10 protein-coding genes and 1 pseudogene are annotated in these 12,114 nt (G+C 45.5%); 2 read left to right on the top strand and 9 right to left on the bottom strand.

Features of this window, described 5'->3' with window-relative positions; genetic code table 11:
- Positions 1–323 (bottom strand): annotated as a pseudogene (locus NFR56_RS09385) (IS3 family transposase); the annotation flags it as partial.
- Positions 324–403: 80 nt separating this feature from the next.
- Complete coding sequence (locus NFR56_RS09380; RefSeq protein ID WP_003006102.1) at positions 404–661, bottom strand: SemiSWEET family transporter; 258 nt, start codon at positions 659–661, stop codon at positions 404–406.
- 287 nt (positions 662–948) lie between these two features.
- Here NFR56_RS09380 and NFR56_RS09375 point away from each other — a divergent pair, with 287 nt between their 5' ends.
- Positions 949–1,212: a SemiSWEET family transporter gene (locus NFR56_RS09375; protein WP_003012241.1), complete on the top strand. Its 264-nt coding sequence runs from the start codon at positions 949–951 to the stop codon at positions 1,210–1,212.
- Positions 1,213–1,579: 367 nt separating this feature from the next.
- Here NFR56_RS09375 and NFR56_RS09370 read toward each other — a convergent pair whose 3' ends face one another.
- The 5 genes from NFR56_RS09370 to NFR56_RS09355 all read right to left on the bottom strand — a co-directional run bounded on the left by NFR56_RS09370 (position 1,580) and on the right by NFR56_RS09355 (position 6,228).
- A complete protein-coding gene (locus tag NFR56_RS09370) occupies positions 1,580–3,565 on the bottom strand; it encodes an ABC transporter permease (RefSeq protein ID WP_251458739.1) in 1,986 nt (661 codons plus the stop codon).
- Complete coding sequence (locus tag NFR56_RS09365) at positions 3,566–4,324, bottom strand: ABC transporter ATP-binding protein (protein ID WP_049486585.1); 759 nt, start codon at positions 4,322–4,324, stop codon at positions 3,566–3,568. It abuts the gene before it with no gap.
- Positions 4,325–4,339: 15 nt separating this feature from the next.
- Entirely contained in the window at positions 4,340–4,468 is a 129-nt protein-coding gene (locus NFR56_RS09865; protein WP_004219855.1) for a hypothetical protein, read from the bottom strand.
- Between the two features lie 115 nt (positions 4,469–4,583).
- Positions 4,584–5,558, bottom strand: a complete 975-nt coding sequence (locus NFR56_RS09360) for a sensor histidine kinase (RefSeq protein WP_155171457.1) — start codon at positions 5,556–5,558, stop codon at positions 4,584–4,586.
- Positions 5,551–6,228 (bottom strand): response regulator transcription factor, encoded by a 678-nt coding sequence (locus tag NFR56_RS09355; RefSeq protein ID WP_003006080.1) that lies wholly within the window; start codon positions 6,226–6,228, stop codon positions 5,551–5,553. Before NFR56_RS09355 ends, NFR56_RS09360 begins: the two co-directional genes overlap by 8 nt.
- A 169-nt stretch (positions 6,229–6,397) precedes the next feature.
- Between NFR56_RS09355 and NFR56_RS09350 the strand changes: the two genes are divergently transcribed.
- Positions 6,398–7,531, top strand: coding sequence for a DUF2974 domain-containing protein (locus tag NFR56_RS09350; protein ID WP_195487022.1), 1,134 nt, complete (start codon positions 6,398–6,400; stop codon positions 7,529–7,531).
- A 139-nt stretch (positions 7,532–7,670) separates the two neighbouring features.
- Here the strand turns inward: NFR56_RS09350 and NFR56_RS09345 are convergent, their stop codons facing one another.
- Complete coding sequence (locus tag NFR56_RS09345; protein ID WP_251458736.1) at positions 7,671–10,931, bottom strand: pneumococcal-type histidine triad protein; 3,261 nt, start codon at positions 10,929–10,931, stop codon at positions 7,671–7,673.
- Between the two features lie 7 nt (positions 10,932–10,938).
- On the bottom strand, positions 10,939–11,874 hold the full coding sequence (locus tag NFR56_RS09340; RefSeq protein WP_134974460.1) for a metal ABC transporter solute-binding protein, Zn/Mn family: 936 nt from the start codon (positions 11,872–11,874) through the stop codon (positions 10,939–10,941).
- Positions 11,875–12,114: the final 240 nt, after the last annotated feature.

Below are 12,114 nucleotides of genomic sequence, written 5' to 3'. Positions count from 1 at the left end.
TCAACAATAGTATACCCATTTTTCTTGTATTGTGCCAGCCAATTTGGAAGCATTCCTTGGTTTGGGAGAGCATAATCTAGAGACACCCTTATTTGAGAACGACCTTCAAGCAGAACTTTATCAATAATTTCTCGTTTTAATTTAGGAGAATAATAACGGTTCTTCCCCTTTTTGACGAACTCTATACCGTAACGATCAATCAATTTAATCATGTACCTAAGATTAGGAATATTTATCCCGAATATATTTGAAAGCTCTTTGAAGCTTCGCCCTTGTTTTCTAAGTTCATAGATCTGAACCTTATCCTTATATGTCAATTTCATAATAAAAACACCCCAAAAGTTAGATTTTTTCTGTCTAACTTTTGGGGTGCGGTTCACTTTTGTCCAGCTTTTTTAATTAATTACAAGGCTGTGATGGCTGTGATCAAACCAAAGATGATCCCTGGTGCATTGGCTGCAGCAAGTGGAATATCGCGTTCTTTTTTGAAGAGTCCGTAGTAAACCCAAAGGCTACAGTTGATGGCTGCGACAAGGGGTTGAACAAAGTTCCCTTTGTGACCTGCGAGGTTATCCATGATTTGTGGGAAGTAAGACACATACATCATAACAGACATAAAGGTCGCAACCCAACCAAGAATTTTCATTTGTTTTTCATTCATTTTGAAACTACCATTTCCTTTTCTTTTTTTAAAGTATGCACTATTCTACCTTTTGTCCTTTACAAATTCAAGTCTTTTTTTCAAATGTTACCGAACTGTAAAGTGTCACAATCTTGTGATTTTGCAGGAAGATGGATTTCTTTTCGAGAGAGTCTTCTCTCTAGTTGCCATTTTTTGACACATTGTCTAATTTTGTGCGAATGTAATCATTTTCATCTTGCATAGCATGCAAATTAATTGCATTTTCTTCCTACTTATGCTATTTTGATACACGGAGGTAAAATTTTATGAATAAACAAAAAATCAACCAAATCGTTGGCTCGATCGGTGCCTTTATTGGGATTATCGTTTTCATTGCCTACATCCCACAAATTATTGCTAATTTACAGGGAAATAAGGCCCAACCTTTCCAACCCTTGTCAGCTGCTATTTCTTGCTTGATCTGGGTCATTTATGGTTGGACAAAGGAACCTAAAAAAGACTGGATTTTGATCATTCCAAATTCAGCAGGTGTCATCCTAGGGGGATTGACTTTCCTTACATCACTTTAATAGAAATCGATCAAAGACTGAACTCGACTGGTTCAGTCTTTTTTGTGTATCCCTTTGAAAAACAAAAACAATCGCAGTCGGTTTTCACAGAAAAGGCTCGCCATAAGCGAGCTTAAAAAAATTGATAATTCTTTTCTTTGAATAACCTTAGCTGGACTATTGTGCAAAAATATCAAAATGATTTCTGATTATTATTAGAGTATATTGAAACTTTCCGCTGTGAGAAAAGTGCCTGAAATAATTATGTTTCAGGCACTCGGAATTATTGAGACCTTAGGCTCAATAATTAGTCATGGAACTTCTTCGAAGTTCGCTGACGTCCGTACTCACCTAAGGAAAGTTTCTAATTTAATTTGAGTTTCTTTTCCTAAATCTGCACAATCTTACGATAACTCCGAGAGGTGATCCAAAAGACGATCAGGTAGGTGATAAGAAAGACAGCACAGACACTGAGGGTGACGACGAGGACTTGGCCACTATTAATCACGCCAAGGGCTTTGAGGATCAGGCGGATCATATGGTAGGCAAAGGCCAGGTGGACAAAGGCAAAGATGAGAGGGAGGAAAAAGACAGTCCGCACTTGACGGTTGATGGTCCGTTTGACCTCGTGTTCATCGAGCCCCACCTGTTGGAGGATGACGAAGCGGTCACGGTCTTCATAGCCTTCTGAGATTTGCTTGTAGTAGATCACGATAACTGTTCCGACCATAAAGATCAGTGACAAGAAAATTCCGATAAAGAAGATGCCACCAAAGAGGCTATTCAACTCTGCCACATCATTGGCTCGGTTGCCTCCATAGATGAATGTTCCTTGGCCCTGTTGGCTGCTCAATTCATCGATCATCTTGTCATAGCTGGCTGCTAGCTTGAGTTGCTGGTCTTCATCGACATTGACATTGAAGCCACCGTAGATATTGGTATTGATGGCCAGATTTGGAAACTGAGCAACAAAGGCTGAGAGATCAGGCACAATCAGGTAGTTGAAATCCTCCGTCAGCATGTTAAACTGATTTGGAACATGATCGGTGATAAAATCCTTGCTCACTTCTTCCTTGACTTGGAAGTCTTGCCCGTTGATAGTGAACTGCTTTTGCCCTTTAAGATCCTTGTTATGGGCAAAGAGGATGACTTGGTTGCCAGTCAGATCGACGTGCTCGCCTGTCATGTGTTCATAACTAGCTACATCAAAAACCATAAAGACGGTTTTAGGAGTGACGCTGCGTTCATCAGCTGGATAGACGGTGAAGGCTGTGCCCTTTTGTGATTTAACCCCAAAGTTGGCATAGGTCATCAGGTCACGATTCTTGATCTCAAGATGATGCTCAGAAGCAAATTCATCAAATTTCTGATTAATCTGCTCCAGGTCTACCCCTTTTCCTTGGACGGAGAAATCATGAGGAGCCATGATTTTCTTGACCATTTCGCTACCGACATAGATGTTGGTGGCAGCAGAGATCGTCACCAATACCATGGTCGAGAGGATGGCAATAGTCGCAAGGCCCACTGCATTCTTCTTCATGCGATAGATGAGGTTAGAGACCGAGATCATGTTGTTGGGTTGGTAATAATAGCTCTTCTTTTTCTTAAGCAGATGCAAGAAGACGGTGATCCCAGCATTAAAGAGCAGGTAGGTCCCGATCATGACCAAGATAACGGCTAGAAAGAAGGTCACAAGCGCAATGATAGGGTCTTTGACAGACACAGCTAGGTAGTAGCCAAAACCGAGAGAGGCTAAGCCAAGGATGGTTTGGGGCCACAAGAAGCGGGCTTTCTTTTCACCACTAGCCTTCTCACGCGTCAACTGCAGGGCATTCAAACGGAGAATGCGCCAAGCATTGAGAAAAACCAGGAGGCCAAAGATGAGACCAAAGGTGACAAAGACCAAAACCACAATCCCAGGTTGGAAGGTGGATACTAGCTGGACCTTCATCTTCATGAGTTTCAAGAGAAAGGCAAAGATCAACTTGTCAAAGAGAGCTCCGATCAAGACTCCGGCTGAGATGGTTAGAAAGCCAAAAAGCAAGAGTTCCTTGAAAATCATGCTGATGAGATGGCGTTTCTCAAGGCCCAGCATGCTGTAGATTCCCAGCTCCTTGGAGCGGTTTTTCATGACGAAGCTATTGGCATAAAGCACGATGATGGCCCCCGCGACATTGACCACGAAGAATCCCAAGCTGAGGGTGAACACTATAGAAGAGCCCCCTCGAAGCTCGGAAATGCGAGGATTAAAGGTCAGGGAGTCAAAGAGATAGGCGATGGTCACTGCGAGAATGACCGCAATAGCAAAGGGATAATAGAGCTTGCGGTTCTTGATCAGATTAGAGCAAGCTAATTTAGTGGTTAATCGTAACATCTACTCCACCTCACTTGCCATGACCGTCAAGGTATCCGAGATTTCTTGGAACATCTGACGCTCTGTCTTTTCCCCGCGGAAGATCTGGTTGTAGAGAATTCCGTCTTTGATAAAGAGCACGCGCTTGGCCCGAGCTGCCGCTGCAGTTGAGTGGGTCACCATGAGGATGGTTTGGCCCATGCTATTAATATCTTCAAAGACATCTAGCAAAGCAGCTGATGACTTGGAATCCAGCGCCCCTGTTGGCTCATCAGCAAGGAGAATTTCAGGTGAGGTGATGATGGCCCGTGTTACAGCCACCCGTTGCTTTTGCCCACCAGAAATTTCGTAGGGATATTTCTCAAGGAGTTGGTGAATGCCCAATTCCCGACTCACGCTATCGACCTTGCTCATCATTTCCTTGACCGGTCTGCGTGAGAGGACTAGAGGCAGGAGGATATTATCCTTGACAGACAAGGTATCCAGCAGGTTGAAATCTTGAAACACGAAGCCTAGTTTTTCGCGACGGAAGCTGGAGGCATCCTTGTTCTTGATGGTGGAGGTGTCCGTGCCATTTAGGTAGACCCGCCCTTCCGTCGGCTGGTCCAGCATAGCCAGGATATTGAGGAGGGTGGATTTCCCGGATCCTGATTCCCCCATGATGGCGACGTATTCACCCTTCTCAACGGTAAAATGGATATCCTTTAAGGCTTCAACCTGCGTTCCTTGAAAGCGGGTTTTGTAGATCTTTTTGATATGTTGAACATCTAGTAATGACATGCTTTTCTCCTTTTACTAGTAGATCAAGAAAAATTCTTGGGTTTGTTGCAGGACTTGGAGACCAAATTCCGTCTTTTCCAGATCGGTTTGCTCATTTGGTTTCTTAATCTTTTTAGGTTGTTTCATCCATTTCAAGAGTTTCATTTTCTTGACCTCCTTCATTTGATGAGACTATTGTATAAAAAATAAAAGGCGGCTACCATAACCTAACCTTTCATTTTGACCTTTATTTCTTACATTTTTGTAAGATGGGGAAATCTTAATCCATGACCAACTTCTTCTCTTCAAAGTGAATGGCAACCGTCGTGCCTTGGCCGACCTCTGAGTGGAGGGTGATCCTGTGGCCCAATTGCTCTGCGATTTTCTTAGATAGATAGAGCCCCAGCCCTGAAGATTGCTGGGTCAGGTGGCCATTGTAGCCGGAGAAGCCCCGCTCAAAGACGCGGAGCACATCACTATTTTTGATCCCAATCCCGCTATCTTTTATATAGAGAGTCTGGTCTTTAAAATAGATTTCAATTCCACCGGTACTGGTGTACTTGAGGCTATTGGACAAGAGCTGCTCGATAATGACCAGGAGCCACTTACGATCGGTGATGACCTCCTCTTCCAAATCATGCAGATCCACGGTCAAGTTCTTTTGGATAAAAAAGAGGGCGTACTTGCGGACTACTTCTTTGACCAAATCTTCTACCAACACGCGCTTTAAGACCAGATCATCATGAAAACTCTCCAGTCGCAAGTACTGCAAAACCAGATTGGCATAGGAGTCAATCTTGAAAAGCTCCTGCTCCATCTGCTGCTTGACAATGGGTGTCTCGACATCTTGCACCAAGAGCTGGCTGGCCGCAATGGGCGTCTTAATCTGGTGAACCCAGAGGGTATAGTAGTCCATCAGGTCATTGAACTTGGCCTGAGCTGTCTTCCCTTCCTCCAAGCGCGCCTGCTGTTCTTCCGTGTATTTTTCATAAAGGAGATGTTCCAAAGGCGAAGCAACTTCTATTTCCTCATACAGGGCTACTTTGCGATAGTCTTGAAAGGTTATGACGAAATCCCAGACCAAGACACAGAGGCTAAAAAAGCCTAGTACTAGAGTCGCATAGAGGAACACATTCCCCGTCTCTGGAAAGAGATAGGCAAAGACCAAATCGACGATCAAAAAGATAAGCACTAGATAGAGCAAGCGCCTGCGGGATACCACATACTGCCAGAAGATCGTTCCAAATTTATTCATGGGTCAACCCGTAACCGATGCCTTTCTTGGTTTCGATGAAGTTTGACAAGCCAGCCTCCTCTAGTTTCTTGCGAAGGCGGGCCACATTGACAGACAAGGTATTGTCATCAATAAAGAAGTCGCTATTCCAGAGCTCCTTCATCATGTCATCGCGCGCCACGATACTGCCTGCATGCTCAAACAGGACGCGCAGGATCTGAAATTCATTCTTGGTCAGCTTGATGACTTCCCCTTCATACACCAAGTCCGTGGACTTGAGATTGAGGATGGCTCCCCGGTGCTCTAGCAGATTTTGATCTGTCCCAAATTCGTAAGAGCGACGCAAGAGTCCTTGGACCTTGGCAAGGAGGACATTTTGGTCAAAGGGCTTGGTGACAAAGTCATCTCCACCCATATTGATGGCCATGACAATATCCATGGCTTGATCCCGTGAAGAAAGAAACATGATCGGAACCTTTGAAACCTTACGAATCTCCTGGCACCAGTGGTAACCATTGTAGAGAGGCAGGCCAATATCCATGAGGATCAAGTGGGGGTCACTTTCGACAAAGATCCCGAGGACATCCATAAAATCCTCGACTGCGACCACTTCATAGCCCCATTGTTCCAATAATTGTTTGACCTGTTGGCGGATAATTTCATCGTCTTCCACTAAGAGAATTTTATGCATGGCTTTCTTTCCTTCTTTTTTTCTTCTTCCTATTATAACAGATTAAACAGCAGAGAAAAAGGCTGTTTCAGAGGGAAAGAAGAGCTAAGGCCTACTTTCTTGATGGGAGGCGCTTTTTCTCCATCCATTTTTGTGCTATACTGAGAGAAATAAGACACGGGAGGCACAGATGTCGACGATTTTTGATTACCTAAAAGAAGTGACTTACGATTCCATATATGACCGCCCCTTCAAGGAGCTGGATGTCCTCGCATTGACAGAGCTGACCTATCTGCCCTTTGGACACATTGTGCCTCAAGGAGATACAACAGGGATTCCAGTGCGCCTGTCTGATGCAGCAGAGCTAGTCGATCGAACCACCGATTTCATCGTGACAGACCAACACCTGCAATTAGTCGATGACTTAGCTAGTTCAAAGCGTTTTAAAAACATCAAACTCCTCAACTATGTCAACGAATATGACCCCGATGTTCAGAAGCAGTTTGCGGCTATGACCTATCGTCTTACCATGGATGTTTATTTAGTCGTCTTCAGAGGGACGGATGACACCTTGATCGGCTGGAAGGAAGACTTCCACATGACCTATATGGACCATGTCCCAGCTCAGAGGCGCGCAGCCAGCTACCTGCAAAACGTCATGAAGGAATTTCCTAAAGGGCGCTTCTTAGTAGCCGGTCACTCCAAAGGGGGCAATCTCGCAACCTATGCCTGCTCTTACCTTCCAAATCGTCTGTTTGAACGGGTCGATGCCATCTACAGCTACGATGCTCCTGGCCTCAACAGAGCCATTATCGAGACCGAAGGCTACCAGCGGACATCCCCAAACATTCGTCGCTTTGTCCCCCAAGGATCCATCGTCGGCATGATGCTAGAAGTCCCTGAGCCTGCTACGATTGTCAAAAGCCGAGCTTTTGGTGGCTTTGTCCAGCATGACGCTTTTACTTGGATGATTGAGAAAGATAAATTTGTGACCCTAGATCAAACCAGTCCCGATAGCCAGCAGACCGTCGAGACCTTGAAGCAGTGGGTTCGCGAAACATCGGCGGATGAGCGCAAGAAGTTCTTTGATACCTTCTTCGGCCTCTTCTTAGATGCAGGCATTACTTCAATCAATGATTTGAGGAACTTGAAAAATTTCTCCAAGATCAAAGAGATCTTTCAAAATGCTCAAGACCTAGATCCTACAGAAAGGGAAATGCTGGAACGTCTAGCCAAGCAACTCCTCGATACCCGTGTCCAAGCTTGGAAAAAATGGCAGACGGTTCCCCGCATTCTGGTTCAAATGGCAGCATTTTTTAAGTGAAAAAAAGCAGTCGAGTCCTCCTCACCTCTGCTCCTTGAGCACAAAGATTGAGACTCAACAACTGAAAAAAGAGACCACCTCTTCTATTCACTAGAACGCAAAAATCATCTGAAATGTCTTTCAGATGATTTTCTATTTTCTATTGGTCCTGAGAAGATGGAGCATCTGGCGTGCCTTCTTCTATGGAAGCTGGGCTTGCAAGCTCTGTTTCTGTCTCAGTTGTGGCAGGTTTGTTCCCTGCTGAAGCTGCTGCTTCTTTTTCTACCGGAGTTTCTGTAGCTACAGGCGTTTCGACCATGCTAGCTGGTTTCCCCGCTTCGCTTGCAGATGGCACTGCTGCTAACTCTGCCTGAAAGGCTTGGATAGCCTGTAGTAAGGCTGACTTGTCACTCTTTGGATTAGCCAATTGGTCAAAGAGAGCTTCTAAGCGGTCAAATACAGCATCACTAGCCCCCTTGTCCTGCAATTGTTGGTGCAGGGCCATCAATTGGTTATAGAGCTGTTGATAAAGGGCGACATCCCCAATCTGAGGCTCTTCTGTTTGCTTTTGTTTTTGCTTTTCAATGGTGTCACTGATTTCGCGTAACAGAGCTTGTCCACTTGCAATAGCCTTGTCTGGATCCGTCTCATTTCCAAGTTGAGCCAAACTTGCTTCAAAGGCAGTTCGTTTGGCCTGGTCTTCGACTTGTGGCAAGAGCGACTGGATTTGCTCTGATAGTGCTGTCAGGATGTTGGTTCGTTGACGGGATTCTGTCGCCTTGTCCAACTCTCCATATAAGCCCTTGAGGAAATCATAGACTGCTAAGTTATAAGATGGGGCCTGACTTCCTTTTTGATCCAAAACTGTTTTTTCAATAGGATAGGTTTGGCCTTTCTCTTGAGAGAAGAGCTGGTCAATTGCCTGCTTGGTTTGGTAGAGTTCCATAAAGTGAGCCTTAGCATCCCAGGCTTCTTCAAATGCTTGGGCTCGATAGAGTTTCAAAGCTAGATCTGCCGCCTTGGTGCGCAGTTCTGGTGTCAAGCGCGCATCGCTCAAGCTTTGATAGAAGTACTTGAGATAGTCGACCGAGGTCACACCCGTCCGATCTTGCATCTCCTGAACAGCTTCTAATAGCTTCCCTTCCTGCTCTAAACGCTTGCTGTCCTTGGCAGCATAGGCTTCCTGCAGTTGTGAGACCAACCCTTCCTTCTTCAGTTGGAAGGCTTCGGTGTCTAGCAAGCGCACTTGTTCCAGCAATTCCTGGTAACGACGATCGAGGGCTGTCTCTTCTTTTGGTTTGATCGCTTGCGTCGCATGGATGTATTGCTCATCAACCTGTTTGAGACTGGCCAGGTAGCCTTCCGTCGAGTTGCTTGGGAAGCTCTTGACATTTTCCAAGAAGTGACCCAAGATGAGCTCAATCCGTCTTTGTTGCAATGGATCAGAAGCGTAAAGAGTCCGGCTTTCTGCTAAAAGTTGGTTGACTCTTTCCTCTACGACTTTCTTGTCCAAGTCTCCTTTTTTGTATGGCGATTGGATGGTAGGAAGGCGATGGGCTAAGTAGTCTGCTAGTCCCGCTGATCGTACCTTGATGTAGTGGTTGTGATCGCCATGTGGGATGACAAACTGGCCGTTTTCAATCTGGAGGCTATAAGGAGAAATCCCCGAGCGAAGGGCTGTTGCATAGAGTTCATTGATAAAGTCTAGTTCAGGATTACCCGTTTCAAGTGGAATCCGAACGTGTTCCTTACGAACGGCATAAGGGTGGATGTGGGTCGGATCGTATTCTTGGTCTGGATTGTTAAAGACAAAGAAACCATTGGAAATCTTAATGGCCTCACGAGGGACGCCGTAGGTCTTGCTGATGTACTGGATCTTTTCTTCATCTGAGGCATCGCGAGAATAGCTGGCGACATCATCTGTCAGTGGCTGTCCCTTGGACTCTTCTTTCTTACCTGCTAGAGTTGCCTCTGCTGCTGCAATCTCTTGAGGAGAGAGGTCCTTTTTATAGAAATAATGGGCATGGTTGCCATGAGCGACCATGTAACCGTCCTCGTCCTTACTGATGACCATGTCTGCATGGAAACCATGATCGTGCTCCTCTTCGTGCTCGTGATCATGACTGTCCCCATGTTCATGCTCGTGACTATCTCCATGTTCATGCTCGTGCTCATGGTCAATTGGTTTTGTACTTGGACTTGAAGGCTTGTTTGGTCTTATTTCAGCAGGTGTAGTAGCACCTTGGGCCCGAAGCAGTTGGAATTGCCGTGCCAGCTCACGTTCTAAAGGAGATAGGGAGCTGTAAGGGATAAAGTGGAAATGATCCCCGTGAGGGTAGACAATTCCTTGATCGGTCCACTTGGTAATCTTACTTGGATCAAAGACAGAACCATCAGACTCCACATGACGAGAAGACAGAGGTGTTTTCTGCAATTCTTCGATCAAGTTGGTCAGGGTTGGACTCGGTTTAGAGGTAGCTGGTTTAGACGTCGTTGGGGTTGTCTGTGTATTGGTTGGACTGGATGACGGCTGGTTGCTCGCTTGCTTCCCAAGGCTTGGAGAGACTTGATCTGGAGTACCTTGCTCTGTGCTTGCTCCAGCTAGGCGTGAGTTCCCAGCCTGATGGCCGGCTTGACCACCTAAGACGGAGAGGGCTGCTGCTAACTCTCCAGCAGATAAGGCACTCTTTGGAATATAATGGAAATGGCCTCCATGGGGCACAATAAAGCCGTCCCCTGTATCTGAAATAACATCTCCAGGGCTAAAGACATAACCATCGTCCGTACGGTAGCCACCACCTGTATGGTTCTTAGCCGTCAACATCTCAAGAGTCTTACCTTCTTTCAGCGCTTGACTCGGTTGACGGAAGTCACGGGTCTTGCCTGCCTTGTGCGAGGAGCTAGCTTGCACCGATCCCGTCTCTCCTTCTTCTTTGGTGCCTCCCTTTTGTTGTTGGGCGATCTCTTCGATCGAGCGCACATTAACTGTATGTTGGGCATCCTTTAAGTAGAGATAGTATTTCCCAGCGCGTTTGATGATATAGCCATCCTTGACCTTGCTCACGATATCTGCTTCTTGCAGCTGATAAGTTGGATCCCGCAAAATCAACTCTTCACTAAAGATGGCATCAAATGGGACCTTGCCGCTGTAGTAATGAAAATGATCCCCATGAGAAGTGACAAAGCCTTCATCTGTAATCTTGATGACAATCTGCTCTGCCTGGGTCTTTTCCTTGGCATTGACCGCTTCGATGCTGTCTTCCTTTTTACTGGAGGCAGACGATGACGATTTCTTGTCCGCTTGCAAATACTGAATCTGATTCTTTTTCTCTTCCTTGACTTGTGGTTGCTGACTGAGCGCATAGGCACAGAGTCCTAGCCCCAAAGTCGCTACAATTCCAATCGTTCCCTTTTTCTTCATTCTTGATTTACTCCTCTAATTCCTTGGCTAAAGTCGCCATATTTTCTTCTAAATTTTCTAATAGATCCTTATCATTTTGTGGATCAGCTTCCAGTGGATCCAGAACCTTAACACGCGCCCCTGTTGCCTTGGCGATACTATCTGCCACCTTTGACGACGTGTGCTTTTCCACAAAGATCGTTTTCACCTTGTAGTCTTTGACAAACTGCTGGATCTCGGCCAATTGCCGAGCGGTCGGTTCTTGCTCTGGGGATATCCCTGCAATCCCTAACTGCTTGAGACCAAAGCGTTTGGCCAGATAAGAAAAGGCCGTATGCTGGGTCACAAAAGTCTTTTGCTTGGCCTTGTCAAAGAGAGGCTGGTAGTGGGCTACCAGTTCCTCACAGCGCTTTTCAAGCTTTTGAGCATTGGTCTGATAGCGCTCCTTGTTCTTTGGATCGATCTCTCCCAAGCGTTGGGCGATAATCTTTCCTTCCTCTGCGATTTTTACAGGATCCAACCAAGTATGCGGATCATACAAGTGCTTGGCTTCTTTTCCCTGACTAGCATCAACATCCTCTAATCCAGCCACCTTATCAAGGGTCATTCCTTGGCTGCCTTCGATCACTCGCAACTTGGAACCTTGAAGATTGGGATCTAAGCGACCGGCCCAAGATTCCAGGGTCTGAGAATGATAGACAAATACATCTGCATCATAGATCTGGGCCACTTCCTTGGTTGAGGGTTCATAATCATGGATCCCTGCACCTGACTGAACCATCCAGATGTCATTTTGATCGCCAGAGATTTCCTTGACCAGGGCATAGATGGGATAAAAACTCGTGACAATTTTAAGACCTTTTTTAGAAGGGGGCTTGCCCGCATTTCCTTGACTTCCACAAGCTGTCAGTAGAAAGAAACCGAGAAACAAGAGTCCCAGAACCTTCATTCTTCTCCTATTCATCCTTCACCTCTTTTTCATTTTTGTTAACCAGTTTATTAATCAGTTAATTAACTAGTTAATCATACTGCGAATCATTTGCTTTGTCAAGCTTTTTTTACATTTTTTTCCTTTTAATGTTAGAGACTAACAGTTGCCTAGATTCCACGAGCCTTCCTTGCAGTAAAAAAAGAGGCTGGGACAAAAGTCCTAGCCTCTCAATTGTTTTTGGATTGTCGAGCAAGACGCAGTGGTTGAGTGGGC

Source organism: Streptococcus caecimuris, assembly GCF_943193075.1.
Lineage (GTDB): Bacteria > Bacillota > Bacilli > Lactobacillales > Streptococcaceae > Streptococcus > Streptococcus caecimuris.
Note: the sequence above shows the minus strand (reverse complement) of the source record. Positions and strands in the feature narration are given on the sequence as shown.

Excerpts from the sequence above, each read along its gene's own strand:
- NFR56_RS09380 (WP_003006102.1), bottom strand. The coding sequence starts at position 661 with ATGAATGAAAAACAAATGAAAATTCTTGGTTGGGTTGCGACCTTTATG.
- NFR56_RS09375 (WP_003012241.1), top strand. The coding sequence starts at position 949 with ATGAATAAACAAAAAATCAACCAAATCGTTGGCTCGATCGGTGCCTTT.
- NFR56_RS09370 (WP_251458739.1), bottom strand. The coding sequence starts at position 3,565 with ATGTTACGATTAACCACTAAATTAGCTTGCTCTAATCTGATCAAGAAC.
- NFR56_RS09365 (WP_049486585.1), bottom strand. The coding sequence starts at position 4,324 with ATGTCATTACTAGATGTTCAACATATCAAAAAGATCTACAAAACCCGC.
- NFR56_RS09865 (WP_004219855.1), bottom strand. The coding sequence starts at position 4,468 with ATGAAACTCTTGAAATGGATGAAACAACCTAAAAAGATTAAGAAACCA.
- NFR56_RS09360 (WP_155171457.1), bottom strand. The coding sequence starts at position 5,558 with ATGAATAAATTTGGAACGATCTTCTGGCAGTATGTGGTATCCCGCAGG.
- NFR56_RS09355 (WP_003006080.1), bottom strand. The coding sequence starts at position 6,228 with ATGCATAAAATTCTCTTAGTGGAAGACGATGAAATTATCCGCCAACAG.
- NFR56_RS09350 (WP_195487022.1), top strand. The coding sequence starts at position 6,398 with ATGTCGACGATTTTTGATTACCTAAAAGAAGTGACTTACGATTCCATA.
- NFR56_RS09345 (WP_251458736.1), bottom strand. The coding sequence starts at position 10,931 with ATGAAGAAAAAGGGAACGATTGGAATTGTAGCGACTTTGGGGCTAGGA.
- NFR56_RS09340 (WP_134974460.1), bottom strand. The coding sequence starts at position 11,874 with ATGAATAGGAGAAGAATGAAGGTTCTGGGACTCTTGTTTCTCGGTTTC.